Origin of the sequence: Rhodococcus sp. ABRD24 (assembly GCF_004328705.1) — a bacterium.
Classification (GTDB): Bacteria; Actinomycetota; Actinomycetes; order Mycobacteriales; family Mycobacteriaceae; genus Prescottella.
Genome location: NZ_CP035319.1, coordinates 2,150,002 through 2,168,467, shown reverse-complemented (window position 1 = coordinate 2,168,467; position 18,466 = coordinate 2,150,002). Strand labels below are relative to the sequence as shown.

Sequence of the window (18,466 nt, the reverse complement as noted above, 5' to 3'; positions counted from 1 at the left end):
AACATCGGCGAGCGGCAGGATGGGGCAATGACGGAGATGACGGACATGGCGGACGGCAATCAGCGGGTTGCGGTGGTCTCGGGCGCGGCGCGGGGGATCGGCGCCGCGATCGCGAAACGGCTCGCATCGGACGGTCTCGCGGTGGCGGTGCTGGATCTCGACGAGAATGCATGCGCCGAAACTGTTTCCGCGATTCGTGATGCGGGAGGGCGTGCCCTCGCGGTCGGTGCCGATGTGGCCGATGAGTCGTCGGTGGAGGCGGCCGTCGCACGCGTTGCGGACGAGCTGGGTGGGCCGGCCGTCGTCATCAACAACGCCGGGATCACGCGCGACAACCTGTTGTTCAAGATGTCGGTCGACGACTGGGACTCCGTGATGCGCGTGCACCTGCGCGGCGCCTTTCTGCTCACGCGGGCCGCGCAGAAGTACATGGTGGAGGCAAAGTGGGGCCGCGTGGTGAACCTGTCGAGCATCTCGGCGCTCGGCAACCGCGGCCAGGCGAACTACTCCGCAGCCAAGGCCGGAATGCAGGGACTGACCAAGACGCTCGCATTCGAACTCGGCCCGTTCGGCATCACCGCCAACGCGATCGCGCCCGGCTTCATCGTCACGGAGATGACTGCTGCCACGGCCGAGCGCCTTGGAGTGTCGTTCGAGGACTTCAAGGCCGGTGTCGCCGCGGAGACCCCGGTGCGGCGGGTCGGCCTGCCGGAGGACATCGCGCACACCGCGTCGTTCCTCGTCAGTGAGGGCGCCGGATTCGTCTCCGGGCAGGTTGTCTACGTCGCGGGTGGCCCGAAGGCCTGACGCTCCCGTTCGGTGCTGGCGGAAGGTCGGTCTCGCTAGTGCCAGCGGTGGTCGACGATAGGCGTGCGGGGGCCGAACTTCGGTTTGCGCGCGTGCCCGCTGATCTCCAGCAACCGGATCGCGCGGTAGCGGTGGGGCCGGAGGTCGGCGAGGTACTCGACCATTGCGTCGTCGTCGATCGCCCGGCCGAGCAGAGTCCAGCCGACGATCGATGCCAGATGGAAGTCGCCGACCGACAGCGCGTCGGCGTCGCCCAAGGCGCGCTGCGCGACCTCGGCGGCGGTCCACGCTCCCACCCCGGGGACGGCCCGCAGTCGACGGTGGGCGGCGTCGCGGTCGAGGTCCACGATCTCCTCGAGGCGATCGGCTACGCGAGCGCACGCGACGATCGTCTGCGCGCGCCGCGGATCGACATTCGCGGCGTGGAACTCCCACGACGGGATCCGCCGCCACACATCGGCGGGCGGCGGCACCCGCATCCCGTCGGGCGCGGGTCCGGGTGCCGGTGTCCCGAACTTTCCGACGAGCCGCCGCCACGACGTGTACGCAGCCTCGGTGTGCACCCGCTGCTCGAGGATCGCCGGCACCAGCGATTCCAGGACCCGCGCGGTCCGCACTATCCGCAGGTTCGGGTAGCGGCGGTGCGCGTCGACGAGCTTCGGGTGCGAGGGCTCGAAAGTGCCGGCGGCATCTGCGTCGTGTTCACCCACCAGCCCGGGTGCGAATGCGCCGAACTCCTCGGCTCCCGAACCCCACACCCGGACGTCGACGGTGTTCGATCCCCGTTGCCGGAGCCGGTAGGTCACTGCGCCGGACGGCAGCAGCGATGTGCGCCACACGGTCCCGTCGGACTCGACCCGATGGCACGGGTCGAACCGTCCGCGGCGCAGCGGCGACAGGGTCGACGCAAGGTCCACGGGACGTCGCGTGACCATCTCGAAGTGCACGTCGGAGGCCGTACCGGTCATTGCGGGAAGCCTAGCGCCGACGCTCCGGGACCGGACCGTCGCATGTCGGTGCGAGCACGTATTGTCCGAAGCCATGATCATCGTGAGTACCGACGGCTCGTGTCTGCGGAATCCGGGCGGTGCGACCGGCTGGGCTTGGGTCAATCACGAGGGCCCCAGCAAGTCGGGCGGTGAGGTGTCCGGTACCAACCAGAGCGCCGAGCTGCGGGCGCTGCTCGAGGCGATCGTCGCGCATCCCGGAGCCGAGCCACTGCTCATCGAATCCGACTCCCAGTACGCCATCAAGTGCGCCTCCGAATGGCTACCGGGATGGAAGAGAAAGGGATGGAAGACGACGTCCGGCGGCCCGGTGAAGAACGTCGAACTCGTCCAGGGGATCGATCGGGCGATCGTGGAGCGCCCCGGCCCGGTCCGGTTCCGGTGGGTGCGCGGACACGTCGGCAACCACTTCAACGAGATGGCGGACAAGCTGGCGGGTGAGGCAGCGCGTGCTGTCGCCGCGGACCCCGACAAGGCTGCCCCGTGGCATGCGGAGACGGCAACTTCCGCAACGAACAGATCGCTGCCCGCAGACGAGGCGCCGTGCCAGGCGGCCGCCCGGCCGTCGGGCAAATCGAGCGGTGTCGGCACCATCGCGGCGGGCGGTTGCCAGCCGGAGCCCTTACTCACTCTCTTCTGAGTCAAGTTGCCGAAACCCGCGCGCGACCCGGAAGGACGGTGTCGAACCCGGGTCTCACGGAGCACGCACCATCCGGGTTAGGGTCGGCAGGAATGCACCGGCGTCACCCGGGCAGTGGAGCGGCGAGAGGGACTGTGCGTGTGTGAACCCGCTGATCGGGCCGAACAAGGATGGGAGTCCGACGCTGCCGGCGTGGTCGAGTTCCGGGAGCGTCTGGGACTGACCGCGCTGATCGACATCCACACCCACTTCATGCCGAAGCCAGTCATGGACAAGGTCTGGGCTTACTTCGATGCGGCCGGCCCGCTCACGGGCCGAGAGTGGCCGATCCGGTACCGCATGGAGGAACAGTCTCGGCTCGAGCACCTTCGCGCGTTCGGTGTCAGCAGATTCACGTCGATGCTCTATCCACACAAGCCAGAGATGGCGGCGTGGCTCAACCAGTGGGCCGCGGACTTCGCTGCCCGCACACCCGATTGCCTGCACACCGCGACGTTCTACCCGGAGGTGTCGGCGCCCGGCTACGTCACGGCGGCGCTCGAGGCCGGGGCACGCGTTTTCAAGTCCCACGTCCAGGTGGGCGATTACGACCCGAACGACCCGCTTCTGGAACCCGTGTGGGGCCTGCTCGCCGACAGCGGTACCCCGATCGTGATTCACTGCGGATCCGGTCCAGCGCCGGGCCGGTTCACCGGCCCCGACCGCATTGCGCGGCTCCTTGCCCGGCACCCGCGGCTGGCGCTGGTGATCGCACACATGGGGATGCCCGAGTACGCGGAATTCCTCGATCTGGCGGACCGATACCCGAATGTGTGCCTCGATACGACGATGGCCTTCACCGACTTCTCGGAGTCACAGATCCCATTCCCGCGATCCGAGGTTCCCCGATTGCGGGACCTGCAGGACCGCATCCTGTTCGGCAGCGACTTCCCCAACATCCCGTATTCGTACCTCGACGCGCTCGAGGCCCTGGAGCGGTTCGATCTGGGTGACGATTGGGTGCGCGCGGTGGCCCACCACAATGCCGCGGTGCTGTTCGGGATCAGCTGAAGAGTCAGGCCGGTGGCTCGGGCTGCATGACGCTGAAGACGGCGCCCTGCGGGTCGGCGAGTACCGCCATTCGGCCGACGGTCTTCATGTCGAAGGGATCGGCCATCAGCGCCCCGCCGGCAGCGATCGCCGTGTCGACCGTCGCGTCGGTGTCCTCGGTGCAGAAGTAGACGTGCCAGTGATTGAGGACATCCGGCCGCGGCGGCGGCAGGCAGCCACCGACGCCATCGGAATCGACCTGCAGGACGGTGTAGTCGCCGTCCGGCATCGGCATCTTTGTGCTGCCTATCCCCACCACGTCGCGGTAGAAGGCCAGCGCCGTGTCCGGTTTGTCGGTGATCAACTCGTTCCAGATCAAGGCGCCGGTCTCGTTCACGAGGGTGGCGCCGAGATGCGTCCGGGCCTGCCAGAGGCTCACCTCGGCTCCGGTGGGGTCGGCGAGGACGGCCATCCTTCCGGCATCCCCGACGTCGAATGCCGGGAGGATGAGCCGTCCGCCCGCCGGTTCCACCTTGGCCACCACCGTGTCCACGTCGTCGACCGCGAGGAAGGTGTTCCACCGCGCTGGCGTGTCGGCCGGCCATGAGCCGGTCGGCAGCGGGGCGATTGCCGCGACCAGTTCACCGTGCAGCGTCGCGATGGAGTAGATCGCATCTTCCAGCATCGGTCGGTCGTCGTAGACCCAGCCGAACAGGGCGGTGTAGAACTCTTTTGCTCCTGACTGGTCCGGAGTCTGTAGATCCACCCAGTCCGGCGTTCCTTGGGCGTAACTCGAACGTGTAGACATCGCGAGGTCCTCTCCGTCGTGTCGACGTGGTGCACTGTCGACTTGCAGCACGGCCGACCCGAGCGCACGTCGCGGCGGAGGGAGGAAGTGAATATCGGACGGTGGATCCGAACGCTGCGACACGCGGCCGAGCACCAGGCCAGGTTATCGCAGAATCCGGGTGTCCGCGGTTCCACAGCGGACTGCGAAACCGCGGACGAGAACGTTTCTAGACGAAATCGGCAGTGATGATCTTGTCCATGTTTCGTTCCGCGAGTGCGGTGATCGTGACGAACGGATTGACGCCGACGTTACCGGGCACCAGCGAGCCGTCGACGACGTACAGGCCTGGGTACTCAGGCAGGCGCCCGTAGTTGTCAGTGGTCTGGTTCAGCAGGCAGCCGCCCAGCGGGTGGTACGTGAAGTCGTCGCCCCAGGTCTTGTACGTACCGAACAGATCGGTCCGGTAGATCGTTCCTTCCTTCTTGTTGATCTTGTCGAAGACCTTCTTGGCCATGTCGATGCCCCTCTGGTTCTGAGACGCCGCCCAGGAGAGATCGACCTTGCCCGTGCTCGAATTGAACTGGAAGCGAGCGCGTTCGGGGTTCTTCGTGATCGCGAGGTAGAGGCTGATGTATGTTTCCAGGCCCGCGGGGAGCGGGGCGATCTCGGCGAAGACCGGGGCGTTGGGGTCGTTCCAATTGTCGATGCCCATGGTCGGGATCGTCGCCTGCCTCGAGCCGGTGGCGTCCCACATGTGGTTGGCCCGGCCGACCATCACGTTGCCGTTGTTGCCCCAGCCACTACCGACGCTGTTCGACAGATTGGCCAGGTGGCCCTGGGCCTTCATTGCTACCAGCAGCTTGCTGGTACCGACGCTACCGGCGGCGAAGAACACCCGGTCCGCGGTGACGACCTTGGTGGCGATCTTGTTGCCCTGCTCGTTGATCTGGTCCATGGTGACGCTGTAGCCGCCGCCGTTGGCCGGGGTGACCTTCGTGACCTGATGCAGCGTGGTGATGGTGAGCTTGCCGGTGGCTGCCGCCTGAGCAAGGTAGGTCTTGTCGAGCGACTTCTTGCCGGCGTTGTTGCCGTAGATGACCTCGCCGCCGAGGCTGGACTTGGCGACCTGCCCAGCAGCTTCCTTCTTCATGTACTCGAAGTCGTAGACGTTCGGCACGAAAGTCGTTGCGAACCCGGATCGTTGGGCGGTCTTACGGCCCGTCCGCGCGAACTGGTACCACGGCGTCGATTCGAACCAGGCCTGGTCGATGTTGTTGACACCGAGACTTGCGTTCGCGCGCGGAAAGTAGGTGTTGTACATCTCGGTGGAGTTGACCGAGGGGAGGATCTCCTCGAAGTAGCCCCGCTTCGGCGTCACGGCCATACCGCCGTTGACGAGCGAACCGCCGCCGACACCGCGGCCCTGGTAGACCTTGATTCCGGAGAACTTCTCGGCGTCGAGGACACCGACATACTTGTCGATGCTCTTGTTGATGCCGATGCCCATGAACTTGCTGACCGGCTGATCCGTCTTGTTGGCCAGCCACATCGAGCGCTTGTCAGGGTTGAGCACCCCGCAGAAGATCTTGCCGTCGGCGCCGGGGGTGTCCCAGCTGCGGCCCATCTCGACGATGTGGGTGGGGATGCCTGCCTTGGTCAGACGCAGAGCGGCGACCGCACCGCCGTATCCGCTGCCGATGACGAGCGCGGGAATCCGGTCGCCGTCACCGAGGGCGCGGCGGGGGGAGGCGGAAGCAGAGGTCGACACCGACGAGAGCGCGAGCGCTCCGGCGGCGAGACCTGCTCCTGCGAGGAATCGGCGGCGGGAGACGTTGGCAACCCCTCGGGTTGCATCGGCTCGGAACGCCTGGCTATCTGACATGGATCTCCTCTGTCGGTAGTTTGTTTGGTAACTCACTTGACAGCAAGGGTTATACCGCCGACAGCGGAGCCTTCGAGGAAGTACCGGAAAATTGGTACGCATCGAACATGATCACCGCAGCTCGGCGTTGCCACCGTCCGACATAAGCGCCTGTCTCGTCATGTATTTCGAATCCTGGTCCGCGAGGAACACTGTGACGGGCGATGTCCGTCCCGGGATCGCCGATTCACCACGACCAATTCGAGAAGCCTCCGCCGAAGTCCGTCCGAAATGGTGCGTGTGCGCCTGAATGTCGGTGCCTGTCGAGTTCTTCTTCCGGGGCACCCATAAGCTCGACCGGCAATCGATACGAGCAACAGTGGGAGGGCGTATGGGCGTCTGGGGTTCCGGAAACTTCGACAGCGACACCGTCGCCGACGGGCTGGGAATGCTGACCGGCCGGATCGTCGAGGACATCACCGCCGAGTTCGAGGACGACTCGAGCCTGGAGCCGGACGAGTGGGGCGGGGAGATGGTGCCGGCCTGGCTCGAGATCCTCACCGAGATTGCCGAGACGCGACGGGTGGGTGTGACCTTTCCGTCGACGACAGTGCTGATCGACTGGCGCGACCGATACCTGCGTGTGTGGGACGAGTACATCGACGAACTCGAGCCGGACGACGACTACAAGGTCACGCGTCGGGCCGTCCTCGTCCGCACCTTCGAGCGGGCCGTTGCTGTCGCCGCCGAGCGGGAACGGGTCTAGCTCGTGCGTCCCGGCCGACGAGGTCGAGGTCGAACTGGGGAGTGCGAGGCGATCTCCCATGCTCAGTCATCGACCTTCCGGTCGGAGCTGTCGTCAGCACAGCCCCCGCCCCGGAGCCGGTGATGAGGGTCGTGCGGTTCGCCGCGCTCGGCTGATCCACCACGCACGGCTCATTTACCTTTTGCGTGACGGCGTAAAACTAGTATTTGTTCTAGTGATACTGCAACGGTTCTTCGGAGTTGGATCGACCTGAATTGCGGTGTGTTTCACGCTCGCACGGTAGGCGTTCCTGTCCGGCGGTGTCCGTTCTCGCCGGCGCATTCACGGAGGTCGATTGAAATTTATTCTATTTCTTGCTTGTGATCCTCGGCACAGGCATCGGAAATTTGTGGTAGAACGCACTTTTGCTCCAAGTGCGATTTTCCGGAAGGACCAGCCATGTCATTGAACCTCGCCGACCTCACCGAAGCGGTGGTCGACGCGATTCCCGACCACGTCGCTCTGGTCTGTGGGCCCGAGTCGCGGACCTACGCCGAACTCGACGCAGGTGCGAACCGGATTGCCCACCACCTGGCCGCTCGAGGAGTGCAGCCCGGCGATCATGTCGGGCTCCACGCCCGCAACAGCATCGAGTTCGTCGAGGCGCTGCTCGGCTGTCTCAAGGTGCGCGCGGTGCCGATCAACGTCAACTTCCGGTACGTCGACGCCGAACTCACCTATCTCTACAACGACGCACAGCTGTCTGTCGTGATCGCCGACGGCGAGTTCAGCGATGTCATTGCCGAGGTGCTCCCGAAGTGCCCGAAGCTGCGCCACATCGTACTCATCGGGGCGGCGGTCTCGCCCGCACTCGCTGAGGCCGCGACCGGCGCTGATGTCGAGGTCGTCGACTACCACAAGGCGATTGCGGACCAGTCCGCCGAGCGTGACTTCCCGGCCCGCAGCAACGACGACCTGTATGTCATCTACACGGGTGGGACCACCGGCATGCCCAAGGGCGTGATGTGGCGACACGAGGACTTCTACTTCGCGGCCCTCGGCGGTGGAAACCTCATGGGCGACCCGATCCTGTCCGGTGCCGAGCTCGGCGCTGCTGCGGCGGCCAACCAGTTCGCGATGTCCTACTTGATCACCGCTCCGCTGATGCACGGAGCGGCGTCCTACTCACTGTTCACGTGCATGTTCATGGGGTCCAGGCAGGTCCTGATGCCCAAGTACGACGCCGTCGAGGCGCTCGAGCTGATCGAGAAGCACAAGCTTAACTGCGTCATGGTGGTGGGTGACGCGATCGCTCGTCCGCTGGCCGACGCCATTGCCGAGCACGGCGACCGCTTCGACCTGAGCACGCTGTGGATCATCGGTTCTGGTGGTGCGCTCTGGTCGGCCAGCGTCCGCGAGCAGTTGCAGGAGCTCCTGCCGAATGTCTACCTGCGCAACGCGTTCGGCTCGTCCGAGTCCGGTAACGACGGTGAGGTCAAGGCGAGCGAGGACGGCCAGCTGCGGATGCCGCCGTCGCCCAAGGTACGCGTCGTCGATACCGACTTCGCCACGATCGAGCCGGGATCCGACACGATCGGATACCTTGCGCACGTGGGCCACGTCCCGGTCGGGTACTTCGGCGATCCGGTGAAGACGGCGGCGACGTTCCCGGTGGTCGGCGGCGTCCGGCTGTCCGTGCTCGGTGACCTCGCCCGCGTCGAGGAGGACGGGTCCATCGTCGTGCTCGGACGCGGTTCGTCGTGCATCAATACCGGCGGCGAGAAGGTGTACGCCGAGGAGGTCGAGGAGGCCATCAAGAGCCACCCCGACGTGCTCGACGCGCTTGTTGCCGGTATCGAGGACCCCATGTACGGGCAGCGGGTCTCGGCCGTGGTCCAGGCGCGTGACGGCGTCGACGCGCCCGATCGCGAGGATCTGATCGCGCACTGCCGCACCAAGATCGCCGGCTACAAGGTCCCGCGCACAGTCGTCGTCGTGCCCGAGATCGTGCGCTCGCCCGCAGGCAAGGCCGACTATCGTTGGGCGAAGGCGACTCTCGAAGCTGCCGACTGGCGCAACGGCTGATGCGAAAGCGGCCCGCCCCCAATCCGCAGTGGCGGGGTGGGCCGCCGCGTCCGGGAGTGGCTGGCAGTGTCTACCCGTGCGCAGGGGGTGTTCCGGGTGGCCCTTCGGCAGCGGTGCGCCTGCTGTGATGTGTCACAGCGTTTCGGTTCCGGTACGTGGAGGATCTCGGTGTGAGATCGCTCCCGGACCGCAGGACCGCCTGATAGTGTTTCGGAATCAATTTCAGTTTTGCGCTGGTTTGCTTTGTCGACCAGTGGATCGGATGGTTGTGGAGGCGTGGATGACTGTCGTCGATCCAGACGATCCGGTAGATCCTCCTGCCCCGCGGCGTGAGCTGCCGCCCTCCATGGTTGAGCGGATGACGCTGATCCTCGACGCGTTCGACGGCCGTAGTTCCCGACTCACCCTCGAAGAAGTCGCGCTCCGGACGCAGCTACCGCGCTCCACCGCGCACCGCATCCTCGATCAGTTGGTGCGGCTCGACTGGGTCGAGCACGCGTCCTTCGGCTACTGCCTCGGCCGTCGTGCCCTCGGCCTCGGTGGGGGCGACGGTGGTCACAGCGAGATCCGTGCTGCGGCTGCGCCTTTGCTGCATGAGCTGCACATCCAGACCGGGATGGTCATCCACCTCGCGGTGCTCGACGGTAGCGAGAGCGTCTACCTCGACAAGGTCGGTGGCCGCTACGCCTCGTCGCTGCCATCCCGCGTTGGCGGCCGCGGTCCCGCGTATTCGACAGCCGGCGGCAAGTCGATGCTCGCGTGGCTCGATCCGGAGCGGGTGGACAGCCTGTTCGAGGGGCGTTTCAGCCGCTGCACCGACCGCACGATCACCGACATCTCCACGCTCCATCAGGAGCTCAACCGTATTCGTCGGCGTCGCGGTCTTGCCTTCGAGCGCGGTGAGTCCATTCGCGGTGTCGCGTGTGTCGGCGTCGCGATCCGCGGTAACGAAGGTCCGGTCGCCGGGATCTCGCTGTGCGGTGACGCGCGCACCGCGCAGCTTGAGCGCGTCGCCCCGCTCGTCGTCGACGCGGCCCAGGAGATCTCGCGGACCTTGTATCCGGAGTTCGGTGCACCGCGCCGCGGGCGCCGGGCGCCGGAACTCCCGGAGAACATGTGGTCCGCCGACGCGATGGACCGTTTGCTGTCCATTCAGAGCGGGCAGTGGATCTGATCGATTTCGTCGTCTGCGGCTGACGGAACTTCGGTCTTCCGGACTAGACTCCGGCGGCATGGCGGACGTCCGCGTCGGGATCTCAGGCTGGACATACCCGGGCTGGCGCGGTGGCTTCTATCCGCCCGGCCTGGTGCATCGCAAGGAGCTCGCCTACGTCGCCAGGCGTCTGACATCCGTAGAGATCAACGGTTCGTTCTACGCCTTGCAGAAGCCGGAAAGCTATGCGAAGTGGCGCGAGGAGACGCCTGACGACTTCGTGTTCGCGGTCAAGGGCGGCCGGTACATCACCCACGTCCGGCGTCTGCTCGACGTCGAGGCCCCGCTCGCCAACTTCTTTGCTTCGGGCGTATTCGCGCTGGGTCCGAAACTCGGGCCGATCCTGTGGCAGCTGCCGCCGAACCTGCAGTTCGAGGCGACGCGCCTGGACGCGTTCCTGGCGCTGCTTCCACGGACCACGACGGAGGCCGCGACCCTTGTGCAGCGCCGCGACGAGAAACTCCCGGATGATCGCGTGCTGACCGTCGCCGACGCTCACCGCCCGATCCGGCACGCACTCGAGGTTCGGCATCCCAGTTTCGCGGTGCCGGCACTCGTGTCGATGGCACGCGATTACGGTGTCGCGCTCGTAGTCGCGGACACCGCCGGCCGGTATCCGCGCATCGAGGAGCCCTGTGCGGACTTCTTCTACGCCAGGCTGCACGGTGATGCCGAGTTGTACGCCAGCGGGTACACCGCAGAGGCACTCGATCGGTGGTGCCGGAGGGTCCGCGGCTGGGCGGCGGGCGGCCGGGATGTGTTCGTCTACTTCGACAATGACGCGAAGGGGCACGCGCCGTTCGACGCGATGGCGCTGCTGAGCCGGCTCGCCGGGGGCTGAGCATTCCGGCATCGGCGGCGATGTGGCGGTCGGTCAACTGTTTGGTCAGGCGTCGAGATCCGCTATGCACGAAAATTGTCCACATTTTTTGCGGCCTCTGCTCGGCCCGGTTTACGGGAATCGGGCCCGAAGCCTGCTAAGAACAACGCGATGATCTTGGAAGCGCCAGGATTTCGGTGGCTTCTAGTTGTCCCGAGGATGGCCCACAGGTTTTCCTCGCCCTCGACGAGTAGGAACTTGCCAATGAAACTGACCGGGTCGATCGGGGCCGCCGCGGGCGCTCTGGCCGTGGCCATCTCACTGGGTGTCACGCCGGCGTCGGCGTCGGCGGCGGAGCCGCTGCCGGGGCCGGTTCCCCTGGCGGACACCTGGTACCAGGAGCCCGACAATCTGGCGGCCTACGCCAACGGTGACGTGATCCGCTCGCGCACCGTCGAGGTCAAGTATCCGGCCAACGCGGCCTGGTCGATGGTCAAGGCGACGCAGCTGCTGGTCCGCAGTTCCGACGCGCACGGCGCCCCCGAATCGACCGCGGCGACGGTGATGATTCCAGACCGCCCGTGGACCGGACCTGGCGAGCGTCCGCTGCTCTCCGTGCAGGTGCCTACCGATTCGCTGGGCCTGCAGTGCAATCCGTCGGTGACGCTGACGCAGGGCACCGACGCTGATCTGGCACTGGTCTCGCCCATGCTCGCGCTCGGGTACGCCGTCGTCGCCACCGACTACGAGGGCCCGGAGATGGCGTGGATCGCCGGCTATCAGGCGGGTCACGCGGTGCTCGATGGCATCCGCGCCAGCCAGCGCTACGCACCGCTCGGCCTGTCCAAGTCGCCGATCGTGATGTACGGCTACTCGGGCGGCGGCCAGGCGACGGCCTGGGCGACCGAACTCAAGGCGTCGTACGCGCCGGAACTGAACGTCATCGGCGCCGCCGAGGGCGGTGTTCCCGGCAACCTCGCCGAACTCAGTGCGCGACAGCCTGCTGCGGGCTTCACCGCGTGGGGTTCGCTGCTCGGCCTGTCCCGCGCGTACCCGGAGCAGGTGCGCCCGCAGGACTACCTGAACCCCGAGGGCATCGCCTTCGCGACGGGTCTGACCAACCAGTGCCTCAGCGATCTGCTGAAGAACACGGACAACGTCAGCCTGACTCAGTACTCGACGGTGGGCAACATCCCCACCCTTCCCAGTGTGCGAGCGGTGTTCGAGAAGAACTCGCTGGGCCGAACGGCCAACACGCCGGACATGCCGCTGTACGTCTTCCACGACAGCAAGGACACCCTGATTCCTGACTGGGCGATGACTGGTGTGGTGCAGGAGTACTGCGAGCGTGGCGTCGACGTGCAGTTCGTGTCCGGGCCGGGTGTGGGTCACGTCGGCTATGCGCTGCTCGGCATGCCCGCCGCGTACAAGTGGCTCGACGACCGTGTCATGGGGCGCCCGACGACCCCCAACTGCGGCGCGCCGGTGACGCCCGGCCTGTCCTGACCACCTTCCCGTAGGCGAAGGGCGGCCCGATTTCTCGGGCCGCCCTTCGCGTTTCGGACGCGGCTCGGGATGCGCGTCCGCGACCCGGGATCCGTCGGCGCCGCCGGCGAGGCCGGCCTTTTCCAGGAGGATCGTGTTCAACCCGGCGATGTGCCCGTGTAGGTGCCGGCCAGTTGGCCTCCGCCGGTGTCGATGTCGACCATGTCGCACTGGGGTGCCCAATCCTGGATGGATGTATCCTCCATCGAGTTCGGGTTCGATGCGCGCGCAATCGCAGGAGTCGGTACGGGGGCAGTGCGACTCCCGAACAGTGGAAGCGCATCGACTGGTTCGACGCCGGGTGGGACCATTTCGTGTATGCGGTGCCACCGGGTACGGCGGGTGTTGACGGAAACGAGTAGGGGGTCCATGGTGCCGAGAGTCGCCGAGGCGCGGGACGCGGCGGAGCCTAGTTCTGCCGAGCAGCGGGCACGGTTCGTGCGAATGCTCGATGCCGCGGCGCAGCTGGGCACCGAGAAGGAACTCGAGCGGGTCCAGATGCACGAGGTCGCCAAGCTTGCGGGGGTCGCGATCGGCACCCTGTATCGCTACTTCCCGTCCAAGATCCATCTCTTCGTCGCTGTCATGGTCGACCAGATCGATCAGATGAGCGACAGCTTCGGCCACCGGCCGCATCCGGCGAACACGCCGCAGGAGGAAATCTTCGACACCCTCCTGCGAGCGACGAGAGCGTTGATGCGGCGTCCGGTGCTGGCCACCGCGATGATCCAGGCGACGAGTACCGCGAGGGTGACGGCGATTCCCGACGTCGCCAAGGTCGATCGGCAGTTCCGCGACGTGCTGTTCGCGGCCGGCGGACTCGAACAGGTCACCGAAAACGATTCCGTCCTGGTCCGGGTGCTGGTGTCGGCCTGGTTCGGCATCATCCAGTCCTGCCTGAATGGACGCATCTCGGTGCCGGACGCCGAGTCGGATCTGCGCGTCGCGTGCGAGCTCCTTCTCGCTGGTCTGTCGAATGCCCAGGTTTCGGCCCGGAGCTGACCCGTTCGCCGAGAGTCCACGGGTAGCCCGTCGGGAATCGCCGAGACGCATTCTTGTTTCTACGCACTTGCTGGGCTTCCGGCGCAGATCCGGGCTGTTTCCTGGTCCACCCATTGCTCTCGGCTGGTAAGCGGAATACATTTCGAAAATGAACGTGTTTCAGTTTTCGGTCTCGGGTCGAAGCGCTGTGCGGCGCAGCTGTGAGCCGAGTCCACCGGTCCGGCCGGGTAGTGCGCTGTTTACGACCACCGTCGCCGCGCGCACCTGATCCACCGAGCTCCATCTACTTTCCGACCGCCTGCCGACGAAATTTCAGGGGAATAGCGATGACCATTGGCTTGACTGACGAAGACCGCGAACTCCGCGATTCCGTTCGTGGGTGGGCTGCCCGCCATGCGACGCCGACGGTGATCCGTGAGGCCGTGGAGGCCAAGGCCGAGACGCGCCCGGCGTATTGGGGATCGCTCGCCGAGCTCGGCCTGCTCGGTCTGCACCTGCCCGAGGAGTTCGGTGGCGCCGGCTACGGCCTGGTCGAACTTGCCATCGTCACCGAGGAACTCGGCCGGTCGATGGTGCCGGGGCCGTTCCTGCCGACCGCGGTGGTCTCTGCGGTGCTGTGCGAGGCGGGTCGCACCGCGGAGCTCCCCGGCTTGGCCGACGGCAGCGTGTTCGGCGCGGTGGCACTGCAGCCGGGTGGGCTGAAGCTGGTGCGTGACGGCGGCGCGGTCACGTTGTCGGGCACGTCTCGCTTCGTACTCGGCGGCCAGGTGGGCGATTTGTTCCTGCTCGCCGCCACCGACGCCGCAACGGGCACGCTCGCGTTCGTCGTGGTGGAACGTGAGCGCCTCGCTGTCACCGAGCTGCCGAGCCATGATGTGGTGCGGCGAAACGCCGAGGTCGTGGCGGACGGGCTCGAGCTGGCTGACGGTGATGTGCTGGAGCTGGATTCGCAGCGCGTCCTCGATATCGCCGCCACGCTGTTCGCGGCTGAGGCGGCCGGTCTGGCGGACTGGGCCACCACGACGGCCGCCGACTATGCCCGGGTGCGTCAGCAGTTCGGTCGTGTCATCGGTCAGTTCCAGGGCGTCAAACACAAGGCGGCCCGCATGCTCAGCCGTGCCGAGCAGGCCCGGGTCACCGCATGGGATGCCGCCCGAGCGCTGAGCGAGGATGTCACCGTGGCGGAGTCCTCGCTGGCGGCGGCGGTGGCCGGGGCGGTGGCGCCGGAGTCCGCCTTCCAGGTCGCCAAGGACTGCATCCAGATCCTCGGTGGCATCGGTTACACGTGGGAGCATGACGCGCATCTGTATCTGCGCCGCGCGCAGTCGCTGCGAATCCTGCTGGGCTCCACTGCTTCCTGGAATCGCCGCGTCGCGCAGCTGACGCTCGAGGGTGCTCGCCGTGTCCTGAGCGTCGAGCTGCCGCCGGAGGCGGAGCAGATCCGCGCCGATGTGCGCTCCGAGCTGTCCCCGGCGAGGGGGCTCGAGGGCTCCGAGCAGAAGGCGTATCTGGCCGAGCGCGGCTACACCTTGCCGCATCTGCCTGCGCCGTGGGGTAAGGGCGCGAACGCCGTGGCACAGCTGGTGATCGCCGAGGAACTGCGGGCGGCCAAGATCAAGCCGCACGACATGATCATCGGTAACTGGGTGGTCCCGACGCTGATCGCACACGGCAACTCCGGGCAGCTCGAGCGTTTCGTGCCGCAGTCGCTGCGCGGTGACATCGTGTGGTGCCAGCTGTTTTCGGAGCCGGGTGCGGGTTCGGACCTGGCGAGTCTGTCGACCAAGGCCACCAAGGTCGACGGCGGCTGGAAGCTCAACGGGCAGAAGGTGTGGACCTCGATGGCCCGCGATGCAGACTGGGGCATCTGCCTGGCTCGCACGAATCCCGATGTGCCCAAGCACAAGGGCCTGTCGTACTTCCTGATCGACGTCAAGAACAGCGGCCTCGACATCCGTCCGCTGCGCGAGATCACCGGCGAGGCAATGTTCAACGAGGTGTTCCTCGATGATGTGTTCGTCCCAGACGAGTGCCTGGTCGGCGAGCCCGGTGACGGCTGGAAACTGGCCCGTACCACCCTCGCCAACGAGCGCGTCTCGCTCTCGCATGATTCGTCGCTGGGTTCGGGCGGCGAGGCGCTGCTGAACCTGGCGGCCGAGATTCCGGGCGGTCTGGACGATGAACAGCTCACCGTGCTCGGAAAGGTGCTGTGCGACGCACAGTCCGGTGGGCTGATGGGCTTGCGGACGACCCTGCGTTCGCTGACCGGCGCGCAGCCCGGTGCGGAGTCCTCGATCGCCAAACTTCTCGGCGTCGAGCACGTTCAGCAGGTGTGGGAGGTCGCGATGGACTGGGCCGGCCCGCGGGCGCTGCTCGGTGAGCAGGCGCGGAACTCGGACACTCAGATGTTCCTCAGTTCGCAGTGCATGTCGATCGCGGGTGGTACCACCAACGTGCAGCTCAACATCATCGGCGAGCGGATCCTCGGGCTTCCCCGCGATCCCGAACCCGGAAAGTGAGTTCTCCCATGAGCAGTCGCACGTTCGTCGTCGGCGTGGGCATGACCAAGTTCGAGAAGATCGAGTCTCGGGACTGGGAGTACCCGGACATGGTGGCCGAGGCGGTGGGCGCCGCGCTCGCCGACGCCGGGATCTTGTACGACCAGGTCCAGCGCGCCGCGGTCGGGTACGTCTTCCAGCCGTCGGCGGCCGGTCAGCGCGCGCTGTACGAGACCGGTCTGACCGGAATCCCGATCGTCAACGTCAACAACAACTGTGCCACCGGTTCGTCGGCGCTGATGATGGCGCGCGAGTGGGTGCAGGGCGGCATCGTCGACGTCGCGCTCGCGGTGGGCTTCGAGAAGATGACCAAGACGGCGCTCACCGGCACCGGAGAAATGCCCACGGTCACCACGCTCGACGAGCACCTGAAGGTGATGACGGCCAAGCACGAGTGGGGCGCAGGCCCGATGACGGCGCAGCTGTTCGGAAATGCCGCGCTCGAGCACATGGAGCGCTACGGCACCACCGCGGAGCAGATCGCGTCCGTCGCGGTGAAGAATCACAAGCATTCGGTGCACAACCCGTACGCGCAGTTTCGTGACGAGTACACGTTGGCGCAGGTGCTGGACGACAAGATGATTCACCCGCCGCTCACCCGCTCGCAATGCTCGCCCACCTCCGACGGTGCAGGTGCCGCGATCGTCGCCAGCGAGCGGTTCGTTCGTGAGCACGGCCTCGAGGACCAGGCGATCGAGATCGTTGCGCAGGCACTGACCACCGATACGGCCGAGGCGTTCGCCGATCAGTCGATGATCGACGTTGTCGGTGCCCCGATGACGCGGGCCGCGGCCGCGCAGGTGTTCGCCGAGTCGGGTCTGACGATCGAGGACGTCGATGTCATCGAGTTGCACGACTGTTTCGCGATCAACGAAATCATTACGTACGAGGCTCTGGGCCTGTGCGGCGCGGGTGAGGGTGGCAAGCTCGTCGAGTCCGGCGGCACCACATACGGCGGCCAGTGGGTGGTCAATCCGTCCGGTGGTCTCATCTCGAAGGGCCACCCACTCGGCGCGACGGGACTGGCGCAGTGCGCCGAGCTGACGTGGCAGCTGCGCGGCAAGGCCGACGCCCGCCAGGTCGACGGCGCGCGAGTGGGCCTGCAACACAACCTCGGCCTCGGTGGCGCGTGCGTCGTCACGCTGTACCGCGCCGGGACCATCTCAGCGTCTTTCGAGGATCCGGAGCGAGGCGGTCAGCCGGTGCCGACCCCTGCGATCAGCGAGGTTCGGTCGTGAACGTCGGTGATCACCCGACCTCCCATACCCATCCTCACGGCACGGTGCTGACATCGGCGCCGCAGGAGGCTCCGGTGGACCGGGCGACCGCTGCGGCCCGACGGGTGATCGATGCGATGCTGCGTACCGACCGAGGTAACGCGAACCTCGATCGTGTTGCGGAGGAACTCGACAGCATCGCCGACCATCTCGAGGAACATGCCCCCGAGGTGGCCGAGCGGATGATCGACATGTGGAGCGGTGAAGGCGTCACCCGGCACGATCCGATCACCGGACCGGAGAACGCGATCGCGCCACCGCTCGTGCTCGAGGGGTTCGGGGACGGGTCGGTGCAGGGTGTCGTGACGCTGAACCTGCCGTACCAGGGCCCGCCCGGGTGCGTGCACGGTGGCGTCTCGGCGTTGATCCTCGATCACGTGCTCGGTGTAGCGAACGCATGGGGCGGCAAGGCCGGCATGACCGCACAGCTGAACGTGCGTTACCACAAGCCGACCCCGCTGTTCGAACTGTTGACCGTCACCGGCAAGCAGATATCGGTGGAGGGACGCAAGATTCACACAATTGGCGATATCAAGAACGCCGCCGGCGAGGTTTGCGTCTCGGTCGAGGGTTTGTTCATCGACGCAGCGGTGCCGCGTCCGCGCTAGCCCTGTGACGGCCCTATGGTGTCGGCGGCGGTCAGCTGAAGGGGGAGCTGATCGCGCTGCCGTAGGAGCTGCCCATGCTGCCGGTGGAGGAACTCCCGAGGCTGCCGGCGGGGGACCGGCCGACACTGCCCACACCGACGCTGCCCAGACTGCCGGAGCTTCCGGTACCCAGCTGTTCGAGGAACGTGGTCAGCGCGCCGGAGATGTCGATGGCCGCGCTTCCGAGCGAGCCGTTCATTGTCGGCGGCCCGGGCTGCGCTGCGGCGGTACCTGGCGTGAACGTCAGCAATACTGCGGTTGCAGCGGCCGACACGACAGCCCCGAGTACCGGCCGCACTCGCGATCGGTACGTCGTCGACTGGGGCTTCGTCGAGTTCTTCACCATGGTCCAAGTTCCCTTTCGTCAGTCTGGGAGGTATAGAACACGAGAACTGGGCCAGTGGTGACGAGAATGGGCGGATTGGCGACCAGTGCGTGCC

16 protein-coding genes are annotated in these 18,466 nt (G+C 66.4%); 12 read left to right on the top strand and 4 right to left on the bottom strand.

What is annotated here, in order from left to right; translation table 11 throughout:
* The first annotated feature begins 45 nt into the window (after positions 1–45).
* Positions 46–807 carry a 3-oxoacyl-ACP reductase FabG gene (fabG, locus tag ERC79_RS09545; protein ID WP_131580949.1) on the top strand — a complete coding sequence of 254 codons (762 nt, stop codon included), beginning with the start codon at positions 46–48 and terminating at the stop codon, positions 805–807.
* A gap of 35 nt (positions 808–842) precedes the next feature.
* Here fabG and ERC79_RS09540 read toward each other — a convergent pair whose 3' ends face one another.
* On the bottom strand, positions 843–1,775 hold the full coding sequence (locus tag ERC79_RS09540; protein WP_131577681.1) for a DNA-3-methyladenine glycosylase: 933 nt from the start codon (positions 1,773–1,775) through the stop codon (positions 843–845).
* Positions 1,776–1,848: 73 nt separating this feature from the next.
* Here ERC79_RS09540 and ERC79_RS09535 point away from each other — a divergent pair, with 73 nt between their 5' ends.
* Positions 1,849–2,454 carry a ribonuclease H gene (locus tag ERC79_RS09535; RefSeq protein WP_131577679.1) on the top strand — a complete coding sequence of 202 codons (606 nt, stop codon included), beginning with the start codon at positions 1,849–1,851 and terminating at the stop codon, positions 2,452–2,454.
* 192 nt (positions 2,455–2,646) lie between these two features.
* Entirely contained in the window at positions 2,647–3,504 is an 858-nt protein-coding gene (locus ERC79_RS09530) for an amidohydrolase family protein (RefSeq protein ID WP_242676865.1), read from the top strand.
* A 4-nt stretch (positions 3,505–3,508) separates the two neighbouring features.
* Here ERC79_RS09530 and ERC79_RS09525 read toward each other — a convergent pair whose 3' ends face one another.
* The gene (locus tag ERC79_RS09525) at positions 3,509–4,291 is read right to left on the bottom strand and encodes a VOC family protein (RefSeq protein WP_131577677.1); all 783 of its coding nucleotides are present in this window, start codon (positions 4,289–4,291) and stop codon (positions 3,509–3,511) included.
* A 208-nt stretch (positions 4,292–4,499) separates the two neighbouring features.
* Complete coding sequence (locus tag ERC79_RS09520) at positions 4,500–6,155, bottom strand: GMC oxidoreductase (protein WP_131577675.1); 1,656 nt, start codon at positions 6,153–6,155, stop codon at positions 4,500–4,502.
* Between the two features lie 370 nt (positions 6,156–6,525).
* Here ERC79_RS09520 and ERC79_RS09510 point away from each other — a divergent pair, with 370 nt between their 5' ends.
* The 9 genes from ERC79_RS09510 to ERC79_RS09470 all read left to right on the top strand — a co-directional run bounded on the left by ERC79_RS09510 (position 6,526) and on the right by ERC79_RS09470 (position 17,987).
* Positions 6,526–6,900, top strand: coding sequence for a DUF4259 domain-containing protein (locus tag ERC79_RS09510; RefSeq protein ID WP_131577673.1), 375 nt, complete (start codon positions 6,526–6,528; stop codon positions 6,898–6,900).
* Between the two features lie 438 nt (positions 6,901–7,338).
* Positions 7,339–8,964, top strand: a complete 1,626-nt coding sequence (locus ERC79_RS09505) for an acyl-CoA synthetase (RefSeq protein WP_131577671.1) — start codon at positions 7,339–7,341, stop codon at positions 8,962–8,964.
* A gap of 280 nt (positions 8,965–9,244) precedes the next feature.
* Positions 9,245–10,138: an IclR family transcriptional regulator gene (locus ERC79_RS09500; RefSeq protein ID WP_131577669.1), complete on the top strand. Its 894-nt coding sequence runs from the start codon at positions 9,245–9,247 to the stop codon at positions 10,136–10,138.
* A gap of 58 nt (positions 10,139–10,196) precedes the next feature.
* Positions 10,197–11,018, top strand: a complete 822-nt coding sequence (locus tag ERC79_RS09495) for a DUF72 domain-containing protein (RefSeq protein ID WP_131577667.1) — start codon at positions 10,197–10,199, stop codon at positions 11,016–11,018.
* Between the two features lie 243 nt (positions 11,019–11,261).
* On the top strand, positions 11,262–12,503 hold the full coding sequence (locus tag ERC79_RS09490) for a lipase family protein (RefSeq protein WP_165497069.1): 1,242 nt from the start codon (positions 11,262–11,264) through the stop codon (positions 12,501–12,503).
* 411 nt (positions 12,504–12,914) lie between these two features.
* Entirely contained in the window at positions 12,915–13,544 is a 630-nt protein-coding gene (locus tag ERC79_RS09485; RefSeq protein ID WP_207390504.1) for a TetR family transcriptional regulator, read from the top strand.
* Between the two features lie 326 nt (positions 13,545–13,870).
* Positions 13,871–16,063 carry an acyl-CoA dehydrogenase gene (locus tag ERC79_RS09480; RefSeq protein WP_131577661.1) on the top strand — a complete coding sequence of 731 codons (2,193 nt, stop codon included), beginning with the start codon at positions 13,871–13,873 and terminating at the stop codon, positions 16,061–16,063.
* An 8-nt stretch (positions 16,064–16,071) separates the two neighbouring features.
* Positions 16,072–17,340 (top strand): lipid-transfer protein, encoded by a 1,269-nt coding sequence (locus ERC79_RS09475; RefSeq protein ID WP_131577659.1) that lies wholly within the window; start codon positions 16,072–16,074, stop codon positions 17,338–17,340.
* On the top strand, positions 17,337–17,987 hold the full coding sequence (locus ERC79_RS09470; RefSeq protein ID WP_131577657.1) for a PaaI family thioesterase: 651 nt from the start codon (positions 17,337–17,339) through the stop codon (positions 17,985–17,987). The genes ERC79_RS09475 and ERC79_RS09470 overlap by 4 nt, the downstream gene beginning before the upstream one ends.
* Before the next feature lie 31 nt (positions 17,988–18,018).
* Here ERC79_RS09470 and ERC79_RS09465 read toward each other — a convergent pair whose 3' ends face one another.
* Positions 18,019–18,372: a hypothetical protein gene (locus ERC79_RS09465; protein ID WP_131577655.1), complete on the bottom strand. Its 354-nt coding sequence runs from the start codon at positions 18,370–18,372 to the stop codon at positions 18,019–18,021.
* Between the last annotated feature and the right edge of the window lie 94 nt (positions 18,373–18,466).